This window comes from Haloarchaeobius caseinilyticus (assembly GCF_051207395.1).
Classification (GTDB): Archaea; Halobacteriota; Halobacteria; order Halobacteriales; family Natrialbaceae; genus Haloarchaeobius.
The window spans coordinates 225,627-247,813 of sequence record NZ_JBPJZC010000002.1 but is presented as its reverse complement, the minus strand read 5'-3'; the positions used below and the strand labels follow the sequence as shown (position 1 = coordinate 247,813).

The window sequence follows — 22,187 nt, the reverse complement described above, 5'->3', positions numbered from 1 at the left end:
TATTATGTATCGATTTGCATCATGTCGGATGGCAATAGAACGCAACGACGCACGGTTCTCAAACGACTCGGCGCGGCTGGCGCGACGCTCCTCGCCGGTGGGGTCGGGTCCGCCGGAGCAGCGCCCGAGTGCTCGCCGTACGAGTGCCCAGGCCAGTACCCACAGTATCCGCTGGAATCCCACGACAGTGACACTGCGACGTCGTTCCCCGGAGACTACGAGACGAGCCACGACACGGTCGTTCGAGTGAGCGAAGCACAGGCTACGGGTGGCAACACCGACACGTGGCAGATGTGGGTGACCACTTCCTCGTTCGTCAGCACGAAGGCGACGGCTGACCACCCACTCTCGGGCTACATCGACTACATCAGAGGGCAGGAGACGGTGTGTGAGTACACCGAATCGTCGGACATCGTTTTCCAGCAGAACGTCCTCGACGGGTGGCTAGGGGCGAAGGGATTCACCGACGGTGACGACACCTACGGCTGGGACGACTTCGCGTTCGACACGGTAGAGTACGGTGCTGGATTCGTCCCCTACGTCGGGACTGGCCAAGCGACGTGGAGTTACCTCGACAAGGTAGCGACCGGAGTCAGCGAGAACTTCGATAGCACCGATTCCATCACCCGACAGTGGTTCTACGACGACGGTGAGGAGAACCCCCTCCCCGACGGTCCGTGGAAGTCCAAGGCGACGACGTACACCAAGTACCGTGCAGACATGAATCAGAGTTCAGAGATGGAGGTGACCGTCAAGAACGAACCGGCGGTGTACGACACGGCAGGAGAGACGAACACCTCGGTCACGGTCACGGTCGAAGCGCCCGAGACTCAGCCGAGTTCACTCAAACCGCTCTCGGACGAGAAACTGGCCGAGATGGGCGTCCGTCGAGTCGACAAAGACACCATCCGGCGGAATCCACGCATCGCTCAGCGGCTGACGCGCCGCAACCGCGAGCACGTCGTCGAGAACGACGGCGACGTGTTCCTCACCCGTCGCACGAAGTTCTGACCGTTCCCGGGGTCGGGGGAGTTTTCCAGGCTGGTCTGTGAACCGATGGCCATGCCCATCGACACTGTCGCGTCGGACGCGAAGGGCTTCGCTGACTGACGAGTGGGAAACCGCTCACAAGCCGCTCGTCGCGTGACTACAGTCACGATGTGGGTTAGCGTAACACTCTCGTGGCCACCTCCCTAACTCGTCGCCGTGAATCGCGAGAAGACGGTCCAACTCGCGCTCGCTGCCCTCTGTGTCGTCGCGCTGGCAGTCGCCGCCGCGACCATCGTCGAACCAGACACCGCCGGGGGCGGCAGCTCGTCTGTCGTGAACCCGAACGACGACGCGGCGACCGGCCGGACTGGTGAGGGTGGCTCTGCGAACGCGGACCCGCTGACCGACCCCGGCGAGTTCGCCTTCTCGTTCGCCATCTGTCTCCCGTTCTTGCTCTCCGGAGAGTTCTTCGCGCTCGTAGTGCTTCTCGCCGGTGGACTGTGGCTGTCCGTCGAACGGAAGCACGACAGCCTCGCCGCGACCGGACTCATCGGCGCAGTCGGCTTGCCGGGGTTCCTCCTCTGGCTGTTTCTGACGAACTGTGGCGTCCAGAACGAGCCCGAGCCGTTCTCCATCATCCCGTCGGAAGTGACGCCACCTACTCGGGGCGATTCCTCGTCGCTCGGGTTCGCCCAGAATCCGGGCAACATCGGGGCACAGCTCCCGCTCTTGCTCCTATTGTTCGGTGGGTTCGTCGTCCTCGCCACTGTCGGCTACCTGCTCTGGCTAGACCCCGAGGACGAGGACGACGAAGACCTCGAAGACGAGACGTACGCGCCGGTCGAAACGGACCAATCGACGGGACAGCGCATGGCCGCGCTCGGAGCGGCAGCGGGACGAGCCGCGACTCGACTGGAGAACGACGAACCGGTCGACAACGCCGTCTATCGAGCGTGGCGAGAGATGACCACCCATCTCGACGTGGCCGCACCCGAATCGAGTACCCCGGCAGAGTTCGAGCGCGCCGCAGTCGACGCCGGGATGGCTCGCGCCGACGTGCGTGAACTAACCGATTTGTTCGAGCAAGTTCGCTACGGCGGCCGGACCGTTACGGACGACGTAGAGGCGCGTGCAGTCGACGCGTTACGGTCTATCGAGAGCGAATACGCGCGGACCGACGAACCGCGGGCAGGCAGTGAGTGATGGACAAAAAATCGCTTGACACTTCGGCAACACTAAGTGTCGTTTGGAGGTAGATTGGCTGTGAATCGAAGGAATCTGGGGGTGCTCGTCGTCGCGGTCTGCTGTGTCCTCGCCATCGCTGTCGCGGCGGGGACCCTCTCCGAGACGACGAACTCTGGCTCCAGCGGTCCCTCCCAGAGTGGACCGGGGGCGACCGTCACCCAGGAGGTGACGACATCGGGTGGCGGTGGGCAGACGACGGTGCCGCCACCGCAACAGCCCGCCGTGAAGTCCGAATGTGAGACGGAGTTCCCGCCGTGGCTGGCGTTCGGTATCCTCGCAGTCGTCACGACGGCGACGTTCGGAACCTATCGTCGATACGACGGCGTGGTGGCAGTGGCAGTGCTGTTCATGTTGCTGCTCGTGTTAGCTCTCGTTCTCCCGTTCATCTTCGCCTGTCCGACGCCGAACCCGCAAGAACAGGAACGGAACGGCTCGCGTGAGGGCTCGCCTGACCCACCCGAGGCGGGCGGTGGGCAGGGCTCCGGCAACGGTGACGGTGACGGCGACCTGCCGACGACCTCCACGCCGCTGCTGTTGCTCCTCGGTGCGGTCGGCATCTTGGTGGTGGTCTCTGCGGGTGCATGGGCCATCTCGAAGGACGACATTGACGCGGACGAAGACGACGAGTTCGGGGTCGACCCGGACGGTGACGACGCGCCGGACCCGACCGACGCGCAGGCAGTCGCCGTCGCTGCGGGCGATGCAGCGGACCGTATCGAGTCCGCAGACGACGTGGACAACGAAATCTACCGGGCGTGGGTCGAGATGACTCGCAACCTCCCGGTGGACCATCCCGAGTCGAGTACGCCACGCGAGTTCGAGCGGGCGGCCATCGACGCCGGATTCGACCACGGCGACGTGGCCGAACTCACCGAACTGTTCGAACTGGTCCGATATGGTGACGAGGCAGCGACGGACGAACGCGAGCGACGGGCGGTCGAAGCACTCAGGCGCATCGAGGCCCACGTGGAGGATGAGAGTCGATGAAGCTCCGCACGGTCCTCTCCATCGTCGGCGTCGCGGTCGCCGCCCTCGCGTTCACGCTAGTCGCGTTCCCCGGCATCGCCGCGGACATGTCTGCCAGCGAGACGATTCTCGTCTTCGTCGGCGCTATCGCGCTGTTGCAGGGCGTCCGTATCGGGTCGTCCCGACTGAAGACGCCGTACGAACAGGTCGAGACGCCCGACCCGGAGCGCTCGCAGGAGTTACCCACGCCGGGCGACGACCTCGACGAACTGCTTCGGGCCGCTGGGAGCAGCCGACGCGCTGCCGAGAGTCGGGCGTCCGTGAGTGAACGATTAGAGAAGGTGACGGTGACGACCATCGCCAGAACACAAGGCTGTTCGCTGGCCGAAGCACGACGTCGCATCGACACCGGCGAGTGGACCGACGACCCCTACGCGGCCGCGTTCTTCACCGGGTCGGTCGAGGGCGCGTCGCTGCTCTCGCGGGTGGACATCCGCGGGACCACGCGCTCGCAGTTCCACCGGTGGGCGACGCACGCCGCCGCCGAGGTCGCACGTATGTCGGAGGAATACGACCGATGAGTGAGACGGTACAGCGAGACAGACCGGAAGCAACGACCGAGCAGGCGGAGACGGCGTCGACCGATACCGAGACGAGCGACGGAAGTACGCACTCTCAGCGCGTCATCACGGAGACGACCGAGTCGACGAACCACTGGCGCGGTATCGCCGCGGTGACGCTCGTGGCCGGCGCGGTAGGCGTCATCAGCCGCCAGCCAGCCCTGTTGCTGTCCGCGGTCGTCGGCGTCGGCTACCTCGCCTACGCCCGAATCACGGAAGCCCCAAACGCTTCGCTCCGTATCACTCGCGACATCGATGACCTGACGCCGGACCTCGGCGACGAGGTGACGGTGACGGTCAGGGTGACGAACACGGGCGAGCGAATCCTGCCCGACATCCGCCTCGTCGACGGCGTCCCGGACGAACTCACCGTCGAGGACGGCTCGGCTCGGCTGGGAACCGCCCTTCGGCCGGGCGAGACCGATTCGTTCAGCTACACGCTGACGGCCAAACGTGGCACCCACGAGTTCAAGACGTGTGAAGCGATTATCCGCGGCTGGTCCGGGTCTGAGGAGACGCATACCCGCTTCCGGACCGACAACGAGATGGTGTGTACCCCGTCGCTCCAGGCGACGATTCCGGTGCCCCTGCGCAAGCAGGCTTCGCAGTACACCGGCCGCGTGAACACCGACATCGGCGGCGACGGCGTCGAGTTCCACTCGACCCGTGAGTACCGCCGCGGCGACCCGCTTTCGCGAGTCGACTGGAAACGCTACGCCCGCACGGGCGACCTCTCGACGCTCCTGTTCAGAGAAGAGCGCATGGCGACCGTCATGTGTCTGCTCGACCTGCGACAGGAGGCGTACGTCCGCCGTGACGAAGACGGCCTGCACGCCGCAGACCTCGGCATCGATGCCGCCGGCCGCGTGTTCAGCGCGCTGCTGGAGACCGGTGACCGCGTCGGCATCACGGCGCTCACGCCCCAGCAGGTGTGGCTTCGGCCGAGCCTCGGAAACGAACACCGGGCGAAGGTCGAAGAACTGTTCGCCCATCATCCGGCGCTCTCCTCCGAGAAGCCACAGGGCTTCTACTCCGTCACGCTCGGGGTCCGGACGCTCCGGAAACGACTGGCGAGTGACGCACAGGTCGTGTTCTTCTCGCCGCTGGCCGACGACGGCGCGATGAAGGCCGCACGGCTCATCCACGCCCACGGGCACAAGGTGACCATCGTCAGTCCGGACGCGACGAACACCGAGACGCTCGGTCAGCGGGTCGCCCGCGCCGAGCGAAAGACCCGCATCCGCGACCTGCGCTCTGGCGGCATCCGCGTCCTCGACTGGAACCCGGACGAGAACCTCGCCAATGCGCTGGCCCGCGGCACCAAGAGGTGGCAATGATGGCGAACGACACCGACACAGACGCTCGGAAACCGGGCGAAATCGACCGTCGACCAGCCCGCCTCTCCGCACTCGTCGCACTCGGTGCTGGCGCGCTGGCCGCCCTCGCAGCCGTCCTCACCGGCAGTGCGGGCGTCATCGGTGCGGCCATCGGCATGGCCGCCCTCGCCCCCGGCGTGGTCCTCGGTTCGCGCCGACTGGTCCACATCGGCGCGGTCGGTCTCTTCGGCGGACTGGTGTTCGCCGGGGCGACCGGAACCGCTCCGGCCGCCGAACTACTCATGCTCGTCGGCACGACGGGTACCGTCCTCGCGTGGGACGTCGGCCAGAATGCCATCGGCATCGGCGAGCAACTCGGCCGCGGTGCGGACACTAGTCGTGCAGAACTCGCGCACGTCGGCGGTTCGACGGTCGTCGGAATCCTGACCGCCGGGTCCGCCTTCGGTGTGTATCAGGTGGCGACCGAGGGCCAACCGCTGACTGCACTGGCGCTGATGATACTCGCCGTGGTGATTCTGACGACGGCGTTGCGGCAGTGACGCGGTCGGCGAACTCGCAGCCGACCCGGTGGTTTCTACCGCACTGACTACATACTTCGCGGCGATGGCTCCGAATTTGGCCCCCGAGGGTGTCCTCGTCGTGGGGGACGCGAACGCCCTCCCACCCCTCGAAAATTCGTCGCAGACGCGCTCCGTCGAGACGACGGCTGCGGCTCAGGCAGAACTCCAGCGGGTACCCCCGGCCTGTCTGGTTCTGGTCGGCGTACCGGACGACGAGACGTTCGTCTCGTTCCTCCGCTCCGTCGACACGCGCGAGATAGGCGTCGTCGCCTGTCCAGCGGACGATGTCGCCGCCGAGACGGTGAGCGACCTCGTCGCGGCCGGTGTCGACGAATACGTCCCGTTGTCTGTCGCGGAAGCAGCGTCGCGAGTTGCCGAAGCGGTCGACCGCTGTGTCGAAGTCGGTCGAACCCGCCAGCGGCGGCGGAGACGGGCGACACTGTTCGAAGCCCTGTTCACAGACGAGCACGCGCCAGCGTGGGTACTCGACGCGACTGGCACGGTGGTTCGAGCGAACGATGCCGCGCTCGCACTCGTCGACGAAAGCCCAGAAGAGCTGTACAATACATCGTTCGGGGCCACGCAGTGGTGGGACGATGCAGAGCGCGAGCGGGTCGAGGCCGCAGTCGCGACTGCATCGGACGGAGTACCGGCGTCGTTCGAGGTGACCGTCCCGTCGGTGGCCGGTGATTCGACGGCCGAGCGGACGCTCGACGTTCACGTCCGACCGACGGGGGAACGAGACCAGTCACTCGTCGTCCAGACGACCGACGTGACCGAACGCGCCCGCATCGTCGACGACCTCCAGGCGTCGGAGGAGTTGCACCGCGTCACGCTCAACAACATGACGGACACGGTCCTGATGACCGACGACGACGGCCGGTTCACCTACGTCTGCCCGAACGTCCACTTCATCTTCGGGTACTCGGCCGCGGAGATACACGAACTCGGCACCATCGACGAACTCCTCGGCGACGACCTGTTCGACCCGGACGAACTCGACGCGAACGGGGTCCTGACGAACATCGAGTGTACCGCCACCGACAGCGGCGGCGAGTTGCACACACTGCTCGTCAACGTTCGGAAAGTGTCGATTCAGGGTGGTACCACCCTCTTCAGCTGTCGTGACATCACGAAGCGCAAGCGGCGCGAAGAAGCGTTGGCCGCGCTCCACAGCACGAGTCGGAACCTGCTGTACGCCGAGACCGCCTCCGAAATCGGGAAACACGTCGTCGACGATGGCGTCTCGGTTCTCGACATGGACGCGACGGCGACGTACCTGTTCGACCGCGACGGCGACGAATTCAGGGCTGTCGCGTCCTCGCCGACGATGCGCCGGTTGTCGGGACCGCTCCCTGCGCTCCAACCGGGTGAGACGAGTCTCGTCGGTGAAACTTTCGTCGACGGCGACCCCCAGTTCTTCCCGGACGTCCACGACGCGGACGCACTGTCGAACCCGGTGACCGGTCTTCGGAGTGCTACGTTCGTCCCACTGGGCGACCATGGCGTGTTCGTCGCTGGCAGTGACGAGCGGACCGAGTTCGACGCCGTCTCACGAGAATTGGCCGACCTGCTCGGCGCGACCGCCGAAGCCGCCCTCGACCGTGTCGCGCGTGAACAGGCGCTTCGCGAACAGGAACGGGAGCGAAAACGTCAGAACACGCGCCTCACTCGGTTAGACCGACTGAACACCGTCATCAGGGACATCGACCGCGTGCTCGTCAGGGCCGAGACGCAACGAGAAATCGCCCACACCGTGTGCGAGCGATTGACCGACACCGACAGGTTTCGCTTCGCGTGGATCGGTCGGCCGACCACCGCGGGCGACGCGCTCGAACCGTACGCCTGGAGTGGCACCGGCCACGGCTACCTCGACGCCACGTCGTTCGACCTCACGGCGGCCGAACCGGCGACCCGCACTGCCGAAGCTCGTTCGGCGACTGTCGTCGAAAGCGTCGTCGACGGGTTACACGACGAACAGTGGCGTAAAGCCGCGCTCTCCCGCGAGTTCCAGTCGGTCATCAGCGTCCCGCTCGCCTACGACGAGGTCTCCTACGGCGTCCTGACGGTGTACGCGGACCGGTCCGCGGCGTTCGGCGAAACGGACCGGACCGTGTTCACCGAACTGGGAGAGACGATCGCGTCGGCGATGAGCGCCGTCGAGCGAAAGAGTGCACTGCTCACACAGGGCGGAACGAGCCTCGAACTAGACGTCGTAGACGAGGACTTCGTGCTGACGCGAATCGCACGTGAGACCGACTGTCGACTCCGATTCCGCGGCGGCGTCCAGCAGATGGACGACGGAATCGCGGTGTTCGTCTCGGTCGACGGGACCGACCCGACGACCGTTGCGACCGTCGCCGCGCAACTGGTCGAGGTCAGAGGAGCGACGGCGATCGGTGAGAGTGGTGACGCGAGACTCCTCCGCCTCGAACTCGCACGGCCGTTCGTCGCACTCACGCTCGCAGACCACGGTGCCGTGTTACAAGAGGTCTCGACGGACGGTGCGTCTGCCTCGCTCACCGTGGACGTGCCCGACGGCGTCGACACCCGTAGCGTCGAACGTCTCGTCGCCAAGGAGTTCGCATCGGTCGAACTCCACTCGAAACAGACGCACGAACCGGTCGAACCGCGTGGGCTGTACGCGACGCTCTTCGACCGACTCACCGACCGACAACTAGAGGTCCTCCAAACGGCGTACTACAGCGGATTCTTCGAGTCACCCCGCGAGAGTAGCGGTGAGGCGGTCGCCAGCGCGCTGGACATCTCGTCGACGGCGTTCTACAATCACGTGCGTCGCGTCGAGCGGAAGCTGTTCTCGACACTGTTCGACGAGGTAGGTGTCTCCCCGAGTACCGGGGACTGAATTGGGGTTGGATAGTACACTGTGTGGTGGATTTTCATGGTTCGATAGTCAACTACTATCCTCATCCTTATACCCCTAATATCAGCAGTCGTCGCGGACAGCGACGTGAACTCAGCATGGCTCTGAACAAGGACGTCGAACTCGACGAAGACGAATCGACATACGAATGCTATCGCTGCGGAACCATCGTGGTGAGTGCACAGAATCCCGGCGACTGCGACGACTGCGGGAGCCGGTTCCGCCATCGCGGTGTCCCACTCGAATGACGACCAGTCGACAGGCAATCGACGCTGAGCCTGCCGTCGCAGGCGAATCGCAGACGGCACTGCAGACGGCGCGACGACAGCTCGCCAGGGCGGCCGAACTCGTCGACATCGACCCATCGGTCGTCGCGCGGCTGACACATCCCCGGAAGGTCGTGGAAGTGACGATACCTATCGAACGTGACGACGGCAGCGTTGCCGTCTATCGCGGCTACCGGGCACAGCACGACAGCGTCCGTGGGCCACACAAGGGCGGACTCCGGTACCACCCAGAAGTCACCAGCGACGAATGTGTCGGTCTCGCGATGTGGATGACGTGGAAATGTGCGGTGATGGACCTCCCCTTCGGTGGCGCGAAAGGCGGCGTCGTCGTCGACCCGAAAGACCTGAGCGAGGCCGAGCGCGAGCGACTCACCCGCCGATTCGCACAGGAGTTACGGGAGACGGTTGGACCGATGCGAGATATCCCCGCACCGGATATGGGGACCGACGCACAGACCATGGCGTGGTTCATGGACGCCTACTCCATGCAAGAGGGTGAGACCACACCGGGCGTCGTCACGGGGAAACCGCCCGTCATCGGCGGTTCGCACGGGCGCGAGGAAGCACCGGGACGGTCCGTCGCACTCGTCACCCGGGCCGCACTGGACTACTACGAGCGTGACCTCGCGACGACCACCGTGGCCGTACAAGGGTACGGGTCGGTCGGTGCGAACGCGGCCAGACTACTCGACGAGTGGGGTGCGACCGTCGTCGCCGTCTCCGACGTGAACGGGGCGGCGTACGACCCGGACGGTCTCGACGTCGCGTCGATTCCGACACACGACGAAGAACCGGAAGCCGTCACGCGTGCTGCAGACGAGGTCCTCCCGAACGAGGACCTCCTCGAACTCGACGTGGATGTCTTGATTCCGGCCGCCGTCGGCAACGTCCTCACCGCCGAGAACGCCGGAGACGTTCGAGCCGACCTCGTCGTCGAGGGGGCGAACGGTCCCACGACCGTCGCAGCCGACGAACTGTTCGAGGCGCGTGATGTACCGGTGATACCCGACATCCTCGCGAACGCGGGTGGTGTCACCGTCTCGTACTTCGAGTGGCTCCAGGACATCAACCGACGACAGTGGTCACACGACAGGGTACACCAGGAACTCAACGCAGAGATGGAGCGCGCCTGGGACGCGGTTCGAGACGCCTACGAGTCGCGCGATGTGACGTGGCGGGACGCCGCCTACGCGGTCGCCCTCGACAGACTGTCGGCGGCCCACGACGCGCGTGGGCTGTGGCCCTGAGTGCGGGCACGCCGACGGTTCAGCGTCATCGGTGGTGCTGGCTTTAGTCGTCTGCTGGTGCTCCGCCACCGCCGACGTTCCTCACTTCGATACCGCCCGAGAGTTCCGTATTCGGGTACGGCATGTCGAGGCCCTCGGCGTCGAAGCGCGCCTTCACCCGTTCGACGAACTCGGCCTTGACCGCGCCGTAACTGCTCTCTTCGGGGTCTATCCAGAGACGCCCCTGCAAGACGACTGCCGAGTCCCCGAGGTCGACGACCGGTGCAGACGGTTCGGGGTCAGTGAGTACGCCCTCGATTTGGGAGGCCTCGTCGATAACCGCCTCGCGGGCCACTTCGGGGTCGTCGCCGTAGCCGATACCGAAGTCGTAGGTGACCCGGCGCGTCTCGTTGGCCACGTTGTTAAACACGGCCGCATTGGCGAGGTCCGAGTTCGGGACCGTCACGAGTTCGTTGTCGAACGTGTCGAGTTTCGTCACGCGAAGCTGAATCTCGCGGACGACGCCGCCGTTGCCGTCCCACTCTATCCAGTCGCCGACCTCGAACGGTTCGTCCTGAATGATGAAGATGCCGGCGACGAAGTTGGCGATGAGGTCCTGCGCCGCGAACCCGACCGCCAACGCGAGGGCACCGGCGAGGGTGGCGAACGCCGCGAGGACGACGCCGAAGCCGGCGACAGTCGCCGCGATGGCGATGGCCAACACGGTGACGACGACGACTGTCGTGCTCACCGCGAGTCCGATGATAGAATCTTCGAACCCGCGACTCTGGAGTCCGGTTCGGACAGACCGAGTCGCGGCCGACTTGCCGAGGACGTAGATGATTGCGAACACGACGATGAACACGACGACGGTAACAGCCGCGTCGACGAGAGACTGGACAATCTGGTTCGGGTCGAGTACCGACTGTTGCTGAAGTGGTAACATTGCTCGTGAGAACCATTTGTGGCAGTCGTCTTATAGCTGGATGGCGAAAACGGCCGCTCGCACCGTTCCAACGGGGTTGGTTGCCGGCACTACCGCTGTTGCACTGAGACGAATCGCTCGACAGTATCGACGTAAAAACGGAGGGACAGTGGAACCGGTTATTCGACAGTCGGCACCGGCACCGAGTCGAGAACCGCACTGATGACTTCGTGTTTGTCGACGTTGTTGACCATCGCGTCGGGCGTGAGCACCAGTCTGTGGGCCAGCACCGGCCGAGAGACGCGCTTGATGTCATCGGGCGTGACGTACTCACGGCCGGTGATAGTCGCGTAGGCGCGGGCAGCCTCGAACAGGCGCTGGGTCCCACGCGGGGAGACGCCGATTTCGACGCGACCGTCTTTGCGCGTCTCGCGGCAAAGCTTCGCCATGTAGTCGAGCAGGTCGTCGTGGACCTTCACGCCCTCTGGCACCTTACGGAGGTCTGCGACCTCGTCGTCGGAGAGCACGCGCTCGATGCTCGGGCTCTGCTCCTCGCGGCCGGCGCGGCGGCGCAGCAGTTCGATTTCGCCTGCCTCGTCGGGGTAGCCGATGGAGGACTTCACGATGAATCGGTCGACCTGCGCCTCGGGCAGTGGGAAGGTCCCCTCCTGCTCGACCGGGTTCTGCGTCGCGATGACGAAGAACGGCTGGGGCAGTTTCCGGGTGTCACCGTCGACGGTGACCTGGGCCTCTTCCATCGCTTCGAGCAGGGCGGCCTGCGTCTTCGGCGGGGCACGGTTGATCTCGTCGGCGAGGACGATGTTGGCGAAGATGGGACCCGGCTGGAACTCGAATTCTCGGGTCTCTTCGTTGAACACGTGCGTACCGGTCACGTCCGCGGGGAGGAGGTCGGGGGTGAACTGAATGCGGGAGAAGGACAGTCCGAGGGCGGCGGCCATCGTCCGTGCCGTGAGCGTCTTGCCGGTCCCGGGCACGTCTTCCAGCAGCACGTGCCCACGGCCGACGACGCCGAGCAGTACGGTTTCGAGGAACTCGCGGTCGGCGATGACCGCGTTCCCGATGGCGTCGAGGACTGCGTTGCAGTCCTCGTTCGCTTGGCTTACGTCCATAATCTTCACTGAGCGTTCTGGAATAAATGCGTGACGGTTGATACCTCCCTGCGCGACGAATCGAAATTCATAATAATGGCAGACGGAAACGTGGAGATGAGCCGAGATAGCCTAGCCCGGCCAAGGCGGTAGATTCGAAATCTACTGTCCTCACGGACACGGGAGTTCAAATCTCCCTCTCGGCGCTTCTCTCGACGCAACACCGACGAGCGACGCGAGTCGTCGGAGACGACTCGAATGGCGAACGGGCGAAGCCCGTGAGCCGAGCGAGGAGGCAGCGTCGAGAGAAGCCGAACAGGGAGATTTGAACCAGGGAGCGGTGTGAGCGAAGTGAGCAGCGCGACCGTGGTTCAAATCTCCCGACCGGTTTTCTGGAAAAACGACGGAGCACCAGCAACTACGCTACCCATGCTGCGTCTCCAGTGCCAGCAACGCCGCAAACCCGACGAGCACGGCTCCACTGACCCCGCGAAGCAGCGTCGGCAACCGCTCCGACTCGGCGACGAGCGTCCGGGCACGACTGGCGAAGACGGCGAGCAGGCCGAGATAGACCAGGCCGAGTGCAGCGTAGACGACGCCGAGTGAGGCCATCTCGACGGGGGCAGCGGTCCCCGCGGGGACGAACTGGGGGAGGAACGCGAGGACGAACACGGCTACCTTCGGGTTCGAGACGTTGATAGCGACGGCCCGGCGATAGGCTGCCCACGGGTCGCCGTCACCCGAAACCGCGTCAGTTTCGACCTCGAAGCCCTCGCGGTCGCGCAGGGTCTGGATACCGAGGTAGGCGAGGTAGGCCGCGCCGACGTACTTCACGAGCGAGTACGCGAGCGCCGAAGTCTGCAAGAGGACCGAGAGCCCGGCAACGGCGGCCAGCGTGTGAACGAGGACGCCAGTCGCCGTGCCGCAAGCGGCGGCGAGGCCAGCGCGTCGGCCCCCGCCGAGGCCACGCGAGAGGACGAACATCGTGTCGGGACCGGGGGCGAGGACGACCGCGATGGCGGCCGGGACGAACGCGAGAAGCGTCGACGTGTCGAGCACGTGCCAGTGGACGGGCGCGGGGGATTTCAGCCCATCGTCGGCGACAACGATGGTGTCGAGAGCAAGAACTGTTTTGTGAGTGACCAGCCTACAGGATGACACTGATTCGGTTCGCCCATGACGAAGACGTTCTACGACGTGCTCGGCGTCGCGCCGGACGCCACACAGGATGAGATTACGGCGGCGTTCCGTCGCCGCGTCAAAGAGACGCATCCGGACCTGAGCGACGCCGAGGACGCGAGCGAGGAGTTCCAGCGCGTGACCGAAGCCGAGGAAGTGTTAGGCGACCCGGACGAGCGAGCGCGCTACGACCGACTCGGTCACGCTAGTTACACCGGGTCGTTCAGTGACCACTTCGGCCAGGGGCGGACCGCGAGCGAGACGGAGAGTAGTAGCCGCGACGATGAGCGCCGCAGCCGTGCACAGCAGCGGAGCCGCAACCGCCGACGCAGTTATCCCGGTTCGGACCAGCAGGCCGCCGATGCGGGAAACAGCACGAACCGGAGCTACTCTGTCGGCGACCAGGAGACGACCACGGACGGCGGCGGCGCGACGAATCGCGCCGAGTGGTGGGCCAGCGATAGGGGCGACCAGTACAAGGCGCGTCGTGAGACACGAAGCGAGCGCGAGCACGTCGCCGAAGACGACGAAGACGAAGCGTGGGACGGCTACTCGGTCCACGATTGGGACGAAGACGAACTGGAGACCGAGCCGGTTCAGGTTCGCCTGACGCAGAACATGCTCGTCATCGTCGTCGCCATCTTCGTCATGTACCCGCTGCTGGCGTTCACCACGATAGCGCCGGGTGTAGGCATACTGGTGAACGTCACAATCGGCGCCTGTACGCTGTTGCTGTGTGGTTACCTGCTCACGATTCCCCGAATTTCGAGCATCGGCTTCGGCGCGCTGAGTGTCTTCGTCCCGCTGTTGCTGTCGTTCCTCGGCGTGAGCCTGCTCGACCCGGCTAGCCTGTTCGTCCTCGGGGCGTGCTGGGTGCCCTTCGGTTACGCCGTCCTGTTCTCACGGGTACTCAGTTCTCCGTCGTGAAGGCGTGGAGGGTGCCGTCGCCGTCGCCGACGAACAGCCAGTCGTCGAGGACGAGCGGGCCGCAGCGTGCGCGTGACCGAGCGAGGCCGAGTTTGTACCGGCTGTTCCCGTTGCTGCGGTCGTAGGCGACCAGTAGCCCAGAATCGTCGACCACGAACACGCTCTCCTGTGTGGCGACGACGTTCGAGACGATAGAGCCGGTCCCGTCCCGTGCTTCCCACTCGATATTGCCAGTCTGGCTGTCGAGAGCGAGGACCGCCCCACCGTCCTGTCCGAAGTAGACGGTCTCGTCGACGACCGCGGGTGCTGGATTCAATCCACCCATGGTCGTCGTCTGCCAGACCTCCGTGCCGGTCTCGGCATCGACCGCGTAGGCGACCCGATTTTCACACGCGAGGAACACCGTTCCGTCCGCGTAGACGGGTTCACCGGTGAAGTAGTAGTGAGCGCCACTCCCGTCCGCCTCGTCGACCTCGTACTGCCACTGGCGGTCACCTGTGTCGAGGTCGAGGGCGGAGAGGCGGCCGGGTTGGTCACGCGGGCGGTCGGCCACGTACACGGTCCCGTCGACGACGGCTGGCGCGCTGTCGAACCGGCGCTGGGTGAGCACTCGCCACTGGACTGAACCTGTCTCTGCGTCTATCGCAGCGACGCCCTCGTCACCCGCAGCGACCACGAGACCGTCTGCGACCGTGAGGCGACTCGCGTTCGCTTCGGCCTCCCAGAGCGCGTCGCCTGATTCGGCGTCGTACGCCCCGACGGTCCGGTAATCGGACGAGTAGACCGTTCCGTCGTGGACACTCGGTGACGAGCGACCACCAGTGCCCGCAGACCAGCGCTCCTCGCCCGTCCGGGCGTCGAGTGCGGCCAGTCCGTCGGCAGAGACGTACAGCGTCCCGTCGACTATCGCTGGCACTGTCGTAATGGCATCGGAGAACGAGACCGTCCACGCTTTGCGTGGTTTGTCGGTCAGCCCCGCTGCGTCGTAATAGCCGGTGTTCGCAGCGTCGTATGCGAACGAGCGACTCGTTCCCGTGACCGGCGGCCCAGCCGAGTCTTCAGTCTCTGTCGTCGTCTCTGCTTCTGTCGTCTCCGGTCGTTCCGTACTCTGCGTCGTCGTCCGTGTATTGGTTGCGGTGCTCGTCGCCGTCGCCGAGGTGCGCGTCGCGGATTCTGTGCCGGCCCCACCTGCGTCCTGTAACCGTAGACAGCCAGTACTCACCAGAACACTCGCAAGTCCAGCGAGTGCGTCCCGTCGTTGCATAACCAAGGGACACTCGCCCCATTACATAAATCGATTGGCAGATGGACGTCCCCGACCCGAGGGTCAGAGTCGCGTTCGAACTGCGTCGGTCACGCGCTCGCGCTCCCGATGGTTGGCTTCCGAGTCGAAGCCGACCTCGACGACGGTCGTTCCGTCGCTCGCCAGCGCGTCTCGATACGCTGCCGAAAACGCGTCGGGGTCGACTCGCTCGAAGTCGAGGTCGTACAGGTCGCCCGTCGCCGCGAAGTCCAGCCCGTGGGGTGTCTTGAACTGCTGGGTGAACGGTGGGTCGAACTCTTCGATGGGGAGCAGGTGGAAGATGCCGCCGCCGTCGTTGTTGAGGCAGACGATGGTCGCGTCGACGTCACAGCGCGCGAGCGCGAGCAGCCCGTTCATGTCGTGGTAGTACGCGAGGTCGCCGGTGACGAGGACGAGCTCGTCGTCGGTCGCGGAGCCGGCACCGAGCGCCGTGGAGACGATACCGTCGATGCCGCTGGCCCCCCGGTTGGCGAGGACGGTCAGGTCGGCAGCGCGCGGCGCGCCGAAGCGGTCGCAGTCGCGTATCGGCATCGAGTTCGAGACGAAGACAGTCGCGGGGTCCGGGGCGTCCGAGAGGACGGTCGAGAGGACTGCGCCTTCGAGGTCACCCTCTGAGTCTCCGAGTTCTTCGGCCATCGACTCCCAATAGTGGTCGTCGACTGTGACGAGCCGGTCGCAAAATTCGGAATCACCGGGCGAAGTGGTGCCGGCTTCGACTGAGTCGGCTAACTCGCTGGCGACCGACGCCGGGTCAGCGACGACGAGGTCCGAGCAGACGAACTCGGCGTCGCGCCACTCACCGGCCGGGTCGACGAGGACCTGTCTGGCGTCTGAATCGGCAATCGTCTTCCGAGCAGGTTTCGAGGTCATCGACGCGCCGAATCGGAGGACGAGGTCGGGTGTCGCATCGAATTCGGAGAGCCGGTCGGCGTAGCCGTCGTAGCCACCGAGGACGGGTGTGTCGGTGACGTGGTCGCCGAAACGGAGTCCAGAGAGCGGGTCCGCGAGAATCGGGAAGTTCGTGGCGCGAGCGAGGCGAGCGAGTTCGGCGGAAAGGTCGCCGTCGTCGACGCTCGTCGGGTCCGCTGGCCCAGCCAGAATCACCCCGTTGTCGGCCGCGTCGACTGCCTCGCAAAGCCAGTCACTATCGGTGGTCGAGAGCGTCAGTCGTCCCTGTGCGCGGCGAACGTACGGCTCGCCACCGGCACGTCCCTCGGCGGCTCGCTCGTCGCCCGCGGCCCAGTCGTCGGGGACGTCACCGAGAACGTCGACCGGTTCCAGCGGTTTGCGGAACGGACAGTTCAGGTGCACCGGCCCTTTCGGCGCGCCCTCCGTTTCTGACAGCGCCCGGGCCGCGTCGGTCCGCAGGCGGCGGAGTTTCCGTGGCGTCGGCTCCGGTTCGGGCAGGTCGCGATACCAGCGGACCGCGGTACCGAACAGTTTCTCCTGGTCGATGGTCTGGTTCGCACCGGAGTCGCGCAGTTCCGGGGGTCGGTCGGCGGTGAGGACGAGCAGCGGTACGCGCGCTTGGCTCGCTTCGATGACCGCCGGGTGAAAGTTCACGGCCGCGGTTCCAGACGTGCAGACCAGCGCGGTCGGTTCGCCGGTCCGGCGGCCACGACCGAGCGCGAAATACGCCGCTGCGCGCTCGTCGAGGTGTGAAAAGACTTCTACGTCGTCGTGTTCCGCGAACGCGACCGTGAGCGGGGTCGAGCGACTCCCCGGGGCGAGACAGACCGCAGAAAGCCCGCCAGCGGCGAGTTCGTCGACCAGCGTCTCGGCCCACAGCACGTTGCGGTTCGGTGGGTACTCGCGCATGTTACTCCAGTTCGTCCAGCAGCGGCCGGTACTTCAGCTGAATCTCGTCCCACTCCTCCTGTGGGTCCGAGTCACCGACGATGCCGTTGCCCGCGAACAGCGTCGCTCTGGTGCCCCCGGCGAGTCCGGACCGGATTCCGACGAGGAACTCGCCGTCGCCATCGCCGTCGAACCAGCCGATGGGTGCGGCGTACCAACCGCGGGCGAACGTCTCGACCTCGCGGATAGTCTCGGCGGCCGTCTCCGGTGGCAGGCCGCCGACGGCCGGCGTCGGGTGGAGCGCCGCCACGATGTCGAGGATGTGGCGGTCGTCGTCGAGTTCGGCCGAGATGGGCGTCTGGAGGTGTTGAATATTGTTGAGTTTCCGGACGCGTTGGTCGCCCTCGGTCACCGTCCCGAGCGGTTCGAGTTGCTCGCAGATGGCGTCGACGACGAGTCCCTGTTCGTGCTGAATCTTCGCAGAGTCGACGAGCGACTGCGCGAGGTCGGCGTCGGCCTCCGGCGTCCCACCGCGACCGACCGAGCCAGCGAGTGCCTCCGTCTCGACGTGTCGACCGGACTTCTGCACGAGTCGTTCCGGCGGGGCACCGATGAAGCCGGCGTCGTCGGTCGGTTGGACGAGGAAGCGGAAACAGTTCGGGTAGGTCCGTCTGAGTCGTTCGAGGACGTCCGGCAGGTCGACTTCGCTCGCGAGTTCGACGTCCAGCGCACATGCGAGGACGACTTTTCGCAGGTCGTCGTCGCGAATCCGGTCGGTCGCGTCGATCACCTGTTCGACCCAGCGAGCCTTCGGTGTGGTCCGCCGTGTGGACAGGACACCCGGCGTGACGCCACTGGGACGCATCGCCGGGAGGTCTGCCACTGCGGTCGCGGCCCGGTCGAGTTGTGCTTCGACGGCCTCGGCGTCGGGGTCTCTCCCGTACCGGTTCACGGTGAGCCACGTCCCGTCGTCTGTCCGCGTCAACTGGACTTCCGGCAGGAGAAACTCGGCGGCGGGGAACCCGTCCCACGGGTCCGCCGGCTCGTGGTCCTCGTCGAAGGCGAACCCGCCCACGAGTCGCGGTCGTGGGGCGTCGGTGTTCGTACAGTCGGCGTCCGCAAAGAGCGTCGTCGCGCGTTCTCGCACCTCGGCGAACCGGTTGGGCCCACTCGCGGTGACGCGAGCTGCGGCACCCGCGCCGGCAAGTTCGAGGCCCTCTAACCCTGCCCACTGGAGGCGTGGGGGGTCACGGGAGGCGAGGAACGCCCGATAAGACACGTCGTCGATTCGGCGGCTTCGGCTGACGAGTGCGTACTCCTCGTCGGCCGCCGAGGGCACGACCCGGCCCTCGCTACGCGCTCGTTCCATTGAAGTAGTCTCGGGAACACGTCTGCTAAAACCTGTCCATTGTGCCCAATCGGGAGAAAGTATTTACCAGTGTCAGAATTTGGACGCGATATGCGCCGCCGTCATCTCCTCGTCACACTCGGTGCTGCAACCACGACGACGGTCTCGCTGGCAGGCTGTCTCGACGACTCGGGTAGCGGCGGAAACCCGGCGGCAAGTGACCAACCCAGTTCGAGTACAACCTACAGAGTCGCACCATCGTCGACCACCGCGGCGTGTGCAGCAGGGTACTCGATTCTCGAACTCAGAGAGCCACCGTACGCCGACTCGCTCGGCGAGACGCCACCAGTCTCGTCAGATTCGGTGACCGAAGCCGAGCGTGACGCCATCGAGGCGGCAGTCTCATCGGAGTCGTACAAGGTCTGTGGGAACAGCAAACCACTCGCGTCGCTTGCCTCACAGCTGGAGAAACGACACGAGACCCGATGGGACGAACATCGAGCGCGCTGGACAGAACAGGGGATGACGGTCGAGCCGCCACAGTACCTGGCACGGTACTACCTCGAACACGACGACAAGACGTATCTCGTGCGAATCGTGCTAGCGGGCGAGACAGTCGTCCCGATTCCGGGGTGAATCGAGTCCGAACGAGCGTGACGATTAGCTGTAGCGCTCTTCTTCCCACGGGTTCGCCGAGTCGGAGTACCCGCGAAGTTCCCAGTAGCCACGCTCTGGATCGGTGAGGAACTCGACGCCGTCGACCCACTTCGCGCCCTTGTAGGCGTAGCGGTGCGGGGTGACGACTCGAAGCGGCCCACCGTGGTCTCGGGCGAGGTCTTCGCCGTCGAACGCCCACGTGAACATGACTTCGTCGCGCATGCACTGGTCGAGCGGCAGGTCAGTTGTGTAGTCGTCGAGGCCCGAGAACATGACGTGGGTCGCGTCGTCGTCGACGCCAGCGAGTTCGGCCAGCGTGGGGAAGGTGACGCCCGTGAACTCACAGTCGAACTTCGACCAGCCGGTCACGCAGTGGAAGTCCTGTTGCTGTGTCTCGCTCCGAAGGTCCTGAAATTCCTCCCACGAGAAGGATAGTTCCTCGTCGACCGCACCCGTCACGGTGAATTCCCACGTCTCCGGGTCCCACTGCGGCGTCCCGCTCTTCGAGAGCACGGGGAACTTCGAGGTCTCACGCTGGCCCGGCGGGAGGCGGTCGTCGCCGAACTCCTCGTAGAGGTCGGTCACATCTCTGACGGTCATGCAGGAGTGTCGTGGACGGGTGACTGTAGGCGTGACGGAAGCGGTCGCCCGTGGAGAGAGTCGTCAGGTTGACGAGGGGTCTTGTACGCCCGGGAGACCTCCCCAACAGGCTTAAATACACCATCATCGAAAGCCCAACCACTCATGCCGAAAGTCGAGATCAACGTCCCGGAACACCTGGAGATGCAGATCGCCCAGATGGTCGAACGTGGCGAGTTCGTCAACCGTGAGGAAGCCATCGAAGACCTGCTCTCTACCGGGCTGAAAGCGTACAAAACCTCCGGACCCATCGACGACGACGAACCCGGCAGCGGGTTCGAAGACGACGGGATGATGGGCCACGAAGACGAGTACGTCTTCTAAGCAGCCGATTTCAGGCGACGTATCGCCGAGTAACCGTCCTTTCTCCTCTCTCTTCACGCCGGCCAGCGCTGGCCACGCCGGCAAGCAGCGACCGTGTGGGCACGCCTCGGCACGGACGATGACTCGGCGGCTTTTTGTGACAGCGGACTGGACTCCCCGAGGATGACCGAGGACCACCCACTTCGAACCGTCGAGACGCTGGCGCTCGTCGCACTAGGTGGGTTCGCCGGAGCGAATCTGCGCTACGTCCTCGACGTGGCCCTCGGGACACTCCCGACCGGACTCTTCGGCACGCTCGCTGCGAACGTCGCAGGCTGTGTCCTGCTCGGGTTCGTCCTCTACGAAGAGGTGTACGTCGGCGTGTTCTCCCGACAGCTACGGGTCGCCGTCGGCACCGGGTTCCTCTCCTCGTTTACGACGTACAGCACCTTCGCCGTCCAAACGGCCGACGCCGCGAGCGACTCGCTCGCCGTCGCGGTCGGCAACGTCGGCGCGAACTACGCACTCGGATTCCTCGGGGTCGTCCTCGGTCGCTGGGTCGCACTCTCGTTCGCGGCGGAGGTGGCCGACTGATGGCGTCGATTCCCGCCCCGTATCTCGTCGGTCTCGGCGGTGCGGCCGGTGCGCTCTTGCGCCACTGGGTGTACGCTCAGTTGAAGCGCGAGGGCGACGCGGTGCCGACGGCGACGTTCACCGTGAACGTCGTCGGGAGTTTCGTCCTCGGCTTCCTGACGGCGTTCGACCCTGGCAACGACGCGCTGCTGTTTGCCGGAACCGGAGCCTCCGGCGCGTTCACGACCTTCTCCAGTTTCGGCTTCGAGACTGTGGACCGCTGGTACGACGGGAAGAAGCGTGCCGCAGTCGCCAACGCGACGGCGAGCCTCGTGTTCTCACTGACTGCAGTCGGTTTCGGCTGGGCCGTCGCCGGTGCCCTCTGAGGGTGCAATCCGTTTTTCAGCTTGACACGTTCTTAAGCAGGTGCCAGTACGACTCACAGCCGTGAAGCGAGCCCTCTCCGCGCTCCTCTGTGCCCTGCTGCTCGTCTCTGCCGGCTGTGTCGCCGGGACGAGTGGCGGGCCGGGTGCAGCGCCGACGACCGACGAACCGACTGCCACCCCGACCGAGACGCCGACTGCGACCATCGACACGCCAGTGACGCACACCGGTACGGTTGGGACGACGCGGACGACGATTTCCGAGTCCGGGTCGCCGCCAGACCTTGCCAGCGACCTCGGTGAGCCGACCCAGTGCGGTATCTCGTCGGTCGCGTTCTACCGACCGCCGAACGGTTGGGAACCGGGCACGGTGAGTCTCGGATACATGCTCGACGACGACGCAGGCGTCATGTTCGTCGCTTTCGCCGGGACCGAGACGGTCGGAACCGAACTCGACTGGACCGACCAGGCCGTCGCAGTGGACGGCAATCCGCTCGAACTCGACCGCGAAGTCCGCGGCGAGTGGGTCGCCGTCGTCGCAATGTCGGACGAGAACGGGGACGGGCAGTACGACGCCGACACCGACCGACCGTGTGGTCGTGATGGCGAGGTCGTCATGACCGGATGGACCTGGCTAGGCTAAGGCAGTCACTTGCTCGTGTTCCCAACGGTTTGAGGGCTGGACGTTACGTCCCGTCCACTGTTCCGTACTTCTGAATGACACTCCGGTGGGCCTTCCTCGTCGTCGCCGTGCTGGCGTTCACGACGTTCGTGCTGCGACTGCTACTGTTCTTTGAGACGGGCCACTGGAACTCGAATTTGGACACCTTCCAGACAGTCGTTGCGTTCGCTTGCACGCTCTCGATGCTGTATCTGTTCTGGAGACGCGGATAGTGAAAGACACGTCCGTCTTTCAGTCGCTATCGAAT

General features: G+C 65.3%; 23 protein-coding genes and 1 tRNA gene. 17 read left to right on the top strand and 7 right to left on the bottom strand.

Annotation, left to right across the window (positions count from 1 at the left end; translation table 11 throughout):
* Positions 1-21: 21 nt before the first annotated feature.
* The 9 genes from ACSC1P_RS12545 to gdhB all read left to right on the top strand — a co-directional run bounded on the left by ACSC1P_RS12545 (position 22) and on the right by gdhB (position 10,136).
* Positions 22-1,011: a hypothetical protein gene (locus ACSC1P_RS12545; protein WP_435360527.1), complete on the top strand. Its 990-nt coding sequence runs from the start codon at positions 22-24 to the stop codon at positions 1,009-1,011.
* A 195-nt stretch (positions 1,012-1,206) separates the two neighbouring features.
* Positions 1,207-2,193 carry a DUF4129 domain-containing protein gene (locus tag ACSC1P_RS12540; RefSeq protein ID WP_435360526.1) on the top strand — a complete coding sequence of 329 codons (987 nt, stop codon included), beginning with the start codon at positions 1,207-1,209 and terminating at the stop codon, positions 2,191-2,193.
* Positions 2,194-2,253: 60 nt separating this feature from the next.
* Positions 2,254-3,222, top strand: coding sequence for a DUF4129 domain-containing protein (locus ACSC1P_RS12535; protein ID WP_435360525.1), 969 nt, complete (start codon positions 2,254-2,256; stop codon positions 3,220-3,222).
* Positions 3,219-3,782, top strand: coding sequence for a DUF7269 family protein (locus ACSC1P_RS12530; RefSeq protein WP_435360524.1), 564 nt, complete (start codon positions 3,219-3,221; stop codon positions 3,780-3,782). The genes ACSC1P_RS12535 and ACSC1P_RS12530 overlap by 4 nt, the downstream gene beginning before the upstream one ends.
* Positions 3,779-5,158: a DUF58 domain-containing protein gene (locus ACSC1P_RS12525; protein ID WP_435360523.1), complete on the top strand. Its 1,380-nt coding sequence runs from the start codon at positions 3,779-3,781 to the stop codon at positions 5,156-5,158. Before ACSC1P_RS12530 ends, ACSC1P_RS12525 begins: the two co-directional genes overlap by 4 nt.
* Positions 5,158-5,697 carry a DUF7519 family protein gene (locus tag ACSC1P_RS12520; protein ID WP_435360522.1) on the top strand — a complete coding sequence of 180 codons (540 nt, stop codon included), beginning with the start codon at positions 5,158-5,160 and terminating at the stop codon, positions 5,695-5,697. The genes ACSC1P_RS12525 and ACSC1P_RS12520 overlap by 1 nt, the downstream gene beginning before the upstream one ends.
* A 64-nt stretch (positions 5,698-5,761) precedes the next feature.
* Positions 5,762-8,584 (top strand): bacterio-opsin activator domain-containing protein, encoded by a 2,823-nt coding sequence (locus ACSC1P_RS12515; RefSeq protein ID WP_435360521.1) that lies wholly within the window; start codon positions 5,762-5,764, stop codon positions 8,582-8,584.
* A 116-nt stretch (positions 8,585-8,700) separates the two neighbouring features.
* Positions 8,701-8,850, top strand: a complete 150-nt coding sequence (locus ACSC1P_RS12510; protein WP_435360520.1) for a rubrerythrin-like domain-containing protein — start codon at positions 8,701-8,703, stop codon at positions 8,848-8,850.
* On the top strand, positions 8,847-10,136 hold the full coding sequence (gdhB, locus tag ACSC1P_RS12505; protein ID WP_435360519.1) for a glutamate dehydrogenase GdhB: 1,290 nt from the start codon (positions 8,847-8,849) through the stop codon (positions 10,134-10,136). The genes ACSC1P_RS12510 and gdhB overlap by 4 nt, the downstream gene beginning before the upstream one ends.
* Before the next feature lie 43 nt (positions 10,137-10,179).
* On the opposite strand, the gene ACSC1P_RS12500 is transcribed toward gdhB, so the two are convergent.
* Positions 10,180-11,061 (bottom strand): mechanosensitive ion channel family protein, encoded by an 882-nt coding sequence (locus ACSC1P_RS12500; protein ID WP_435360518.1) that lies wholly within the window; start codon positions 11,059-11,061, stop codon positions 10,180-10,182.
* Positions 11,062-11,219: 158 nt separating this feature from the next.
* Positions 11,220-12,170, bottom strand: a complete 951-nt coding sequence (locus ACSC1P_RS12495) for an AAA family ATPase (RefSeq protein WP_435360517.1) — start codon at positions 12,168-12,170, stop codon at positions 11,220-11,222.
* A gap of 100 nt (positions 12,171-12,270) precedes the next feature.
* Between ACSC1P_RS12495 and ACSC1P_RS12490 the strand changes: the two genes are divergently transcribed.
* A tRNA-Ser gene (locus ACSC1P_RS12490) sits at positions 12,271-12,355 on the top strand.
* A gap of 217 nt (positions 12,356-12,572) precedes the next feature.
* Here ACSC1P_RS12490 and ACSC1P_RS12485 read toward each other — a convergent pair.
* Entirely contained in the window at positions 12,573-13,208 is a 636-nt protein-coding gene (locus tag ACSC1P_RS12485; RefSeq protein WP_435360516.1) for a LysE family translocator, read from the bottom strand.
* Between the two features lie 117 nt (positions 13,209-13,325).
* Here ACSC1P_RS12485 and ACSC1P_RS12480 point away from each other — a divergent pair, with 117 nt between their 5' ends.
* The gene (locus ACSC1P_RS12480; protein WP_435360515.1) at positions 13,326-14,255 is read left to right on the top strand and encodes a J domain-containing protein; all 930 of its coding nucleotides are present in this window, start codon (positions 13,326-13,328) and stop codon (positions 14,253-14,255) included.
* Here ACSC1P_RS12480 and ACSC1P_RS12475 read toward each other — a convergent pair.
* The 3 genes from ACSC1P_RS12475 to ACSC1P_RS12465 form a co-directional block, all read right to left on the bottom strand.
* Positions 14,239-15,519, bottom strand: coding sequence for an outer membrane protein assembly factor BamB family protein (locus ACSC1P_RS12475; RefSeq protein ID WP_435360514.1), 1,281 nt, complete (start codon positions 15,517-15,519; stop codon positions 14,239-14,241). The genes ACSC1P_RS12480 and ACSC1P_RS12475 overlap by 17 nt on opposite strands.
* 63 nt (positions 15,520-15,582) lie before the next feature.
* Positions 15,583-17,376 carry a 2-succinyl-5-enolpyruvyl-6-hydroxy-3-cyclohexene-1-carboxylic-acid synthase gene (menD, locus tag ACSC1P_RS12470; protein ID WP_435360513.1) on the bottom strand — a complete coding sequence of 598 codons (1,794 nt, stop codon included), beginning with the start codon at positions 17,374-17,376 and terminating at the stop codon, positions 15,583-15,585.
* A gap of 1 nt (position 17,377) precedes the next feature.
* A complete protein-coding gene (locus ACSC1P_RS12465; protein ID WP_435360512.1) occupies positions 17,378-18,724 on the bottom strand; it encodes an isochorismate synthase in 1,347 nt (448 codons plus the stop codon).
* Between the two features lie 90 nt (positions 18,725-18,814).
* Here ACSC1P_RS12465 and ACSC1P_RS12460 point away from each other — a divergent pair, with 90 nt between their 5' ends.
* On the top strand, positions 18,815-19,339 hold the full coding sequence (locus tag ACSC1P_RS12460; protein ID WP_435360511.1) for a hypothetical protein: 525 nt from the start codon (positions 18,815-18,817) through the stop codon (positions 19,337-19,339).
* Positions 19,340-19,363: 24 nt separating this feature from the next.
* Here ACSC1P_RS12460 and ACSC1P_RS12455 read toward each other — a convergent pair whose 3' ends face one another.
* Positions 19,364-19,960 carry a sulfite oxidase-like oxidoreductase gene (locus ACSC1P_RS12455; protein ID WP_435360510.1) on the bottom strand — a complete coding sequence of 199 codons (597 nt, stop codon included), beginning with the start codon at positions 19,958-19,960 and terminating at the stop codon, positions 19,364-19,366.
* A gap of 144 nt (positions 19,961-20,104) precedes the next feature.
* On the opposite strand from ACSC1P_RS12455, the gene ACSC1P_RS12450 reads away from it, so the two are divergent.
* From ACSC1P_RS12450 to ACSC1P_RS12430, 5 genes are all read left to right on the top strand, one after another.
* Positions 20,105-20,323 (top strand): DUF7120 family protein, encoded by a 219-nt coding sequence (locus ACSC1P_RS12450; protein ID WP_435360509.1) that lies wholly within the window; start codon positions 20,105-20,107, stop codon positions 20,321-20,323.
* 162 nt (positions 20,324-20,485) lie between these two features.
* A complete protein-coding gene (locus tag ACSC1P_RS12445) occupies positions 20,486-20,896 on the top strand; it encodes a fluoride efflux transporter FluC (protein WP_435360508.1) in 411 nt (136 codons plus the stop codon).
* A complete protein-coding gene (gene crcB / locus ACSC1P_RS12440; RefSeq protein ID WP_435360507.1) occupies positions 20,896-21,261 on the top strand; it encodes a fluoride efflux transporter CrcB in 366 nt (121 codons plus the stop codon). Before ACSC1P_RS12445 ends, crcB begins: the two co-directional genes overlap by 1 nt.
* 40 nt (positions 21,262-21,301) lie before the next feature.
* On the top strand, positions 21,302-21,901 hold the full coding sequence (locus tag ACSC1P_RS12435) for a hypothetical protein (RefSeq protein ID WP_435360506.1): 600 nt from the start codon (positions 21,302-21,304) through the stop codon (positions 21,899-21,901).
* Positions 21,902-21,975: 74 nt separating this feature from the next.
* Complete coding sequence (locus tag ACSC1P_RS12430) at positions 21,976-22,152, top strand: hypothetical protein (RefSeq protein WP_435360505.1); 177 nt, start codon at positions 21,976-21,978, stop codon at positions 22,150-22,152.
* Positions 22,153-22,187: the final 35 nt, after the last annotated feature.

Bases quoted from the DNA above. Each gene is read 5' to 3' on its own strand.
- ACSC1P_RS12545 (WP_435360527.1), top strand. From the start codon at position 22: ATGTCGGATGGCAATAGAACGCAACGACGCACGGTTCTCAAACGACTC.
- ACSC1P_RS12530 (WP_435360524.1), top strand. From the start codon at position 3,219: ATGAAGCTCCGCACGGTCCTCTCCATCGTCGGCGTCGCGGTCGCCGCC.
- ACSC1P_RS12525 (WP_435360523.1), top strand. From the start codon at position 3,779: ATGAGTGAGACGGTACAGCGAGACAGACCGGAAGCAACGACCGAGCAG.
- ACSC1P_RS12520 (WP_435360522.1), top strand. From the start codon at position 5,158: ATGGCGAACGACACCGACACAGACGCTCGGAAACCGGGCGAAATCGAC.
- ACSC1P_RS12515 (WP_435360521.1), top strand. From the start codon at position 5,762: ATGGCTCCGAATTTGGCCCCCGAGGGTGTCCTCGTCGTGGGGGACGCG.
- ACSC1P_RS12510 (WP_435360520.1), top strand. From the start codon at position 8,701: ATGGCTCTGAACAAGGACGTCGAACTCGACGAAGACGAATCGACATAC.
- gdhB (WP_435360519.1), top strand. From the start codon at position 8,847: ATGACGACCAGTCGACAGGCAATCGACGCTGAGCCTGCCGTCGCAGGC.
- ACSC1P_RS12500 (WP_435360518.1), bottom strand. From the start codon at position 11,061: ATGTTACCACTTCAGCAACAGTCGGTACTCGACCCGAACCAGATTGTC.
- ACSC1P_RS12495 (WP_435360517.1), bottom strand. From the start codon at position 12,170: ATGGACGTAAGCCAAGCGAACGAGGACTGCAACGCAGTCCTCGACGCC.
- ACSC1P_RS12480 (WP_435360515.1), top strand. From the start codon at position 13,326: ATGACGAAGACGTTCTACGACGTGCTCGGCGTCGCGCCGGACGCCACA.
- ACSC1P_RS12475 (WP_435360514.1), bottom strand. From the start codon at position 15,519: ATGCAACGACGGGACGCACTCGCTGGACTTGCGAGTGTTCTGGTGAGT.
- menD (WP_435360513.1), bottom strand. From the start codon at position 17,376: ATGCGCGAGTACCCACCGAACCGCAACGTGCTGTGGGCCGAGACGCTG.
- ACSC1P_RS12465 (WP_435360512.1), bottom strand. From the start codon at position 18,724: ATGGAACGAGCGCGTAGCGAGGGCCGGGTCGTGCCCTCGGCGGCCGAC.
- ACSC1P_RS12460 (WP_435360511.1), top strand. From the start codon at position 18,815: ATGCGCCGCCGTCATCTCCTCGTCACACTCGGTGCTGCAACCACGACG.
- ACSC1P_RS12455 (WP_435360510.1), bottom strand. From the start codon at position 19,960: ATGACCGTCAGAGATGTGACCGACCTCTACGAGGAGTTCGGCGACGAC.
- ACSC1P_RS12450 (WP_435360509.1), top strand. From the start codon at position 20,105: ATGCCGAAAGTCGAGATCAACGTCCCGGAACACCTGGAGATGCAGATC.
- ACSC1P_RS12445 (WP_435360508.1), top strand. From the start codon at position 20,486: ATGACCGAGGACCACCCACTTCGAACCGTCGAGACGCTGGCGCTCGTC.
- crcB (WP_435360507.1), top strand. From the start codon at position 20,896: ATGGCGTCGATTCCCGCCCCGTATCTCGTCGGTCTCGGCGGTGCGGCC.
- ACSC1P_RS12430 (WP_435360505.1), top strand. From the start codon at position 21,976: ATGACACTCCGGTGGGCCTTCCTCGTCGTCGCCGTGCTGGCGTTCACG.